Genomic DNA, 479 nt, shown 5'->3' with positions numbered 1-479 from the left:
GTCCGCTGACCCCTGAACGAATGCTCGCGCATACGGTGCGATTCAATACAGCGATTATTTTATATGCGCCGCTCGACTTTTTTAGTCAGGTGGGCATTCTTCAAGAATATTTTCTAAAAGATATAGAAACTGCGCGGGACTATTTGAAATCAGGTTGCCCTGGCCATCAATCATATATCGATCACCTTCTTTATCCGGATAAAGAAATTAGAATCAGGACGAGCCAACATGGTCTCTATGATAGAGGATTGTGTAACTCCATCCTTTATGGGTGGGTTCGACGCAATGTCAGTGAGTTAGCAAGCTTGGACATGTTGGCAGCGATAAGCGAGCTGTTTGCCTGGTATCATTCACCCGCCTATGCTCCCGGCGATCTTCCGTCTGAGATTGAGGCTATGATTGAGGGGTGGAAGATTGATAGCGGAAAATACTGGCGAGATGGTAAGTATGAAGGCAAGCGCTATGAGGATATCAAGCGC

General features: G+C 46.3%; 1 protein-coding gene. It reads left to right on the top strand.

The features are described 5' to 3' along the window. On the top strand, window positions 1-479 hold a 479-nt coding region (locus AQ1_RS15350; RefSeq protein WP_161760608.1), incomplete at both ends, for a hypothetical protein.

It is taken from the genome of Iodidimonas nitroreducens, from assembly GCA_000710935.1.
In the GTDB taxonomy this organism is placed as follows: Bacteria; Pseudomonadota; Alphaproteobacteria; order Sphingomonadales; family Rhodothalassiaceae; genus Iodidimonas; species Iodidimonas nitroreducens.
This window is presented reverse-complemented; position numbering and strand designations above follow the sequence as displayed.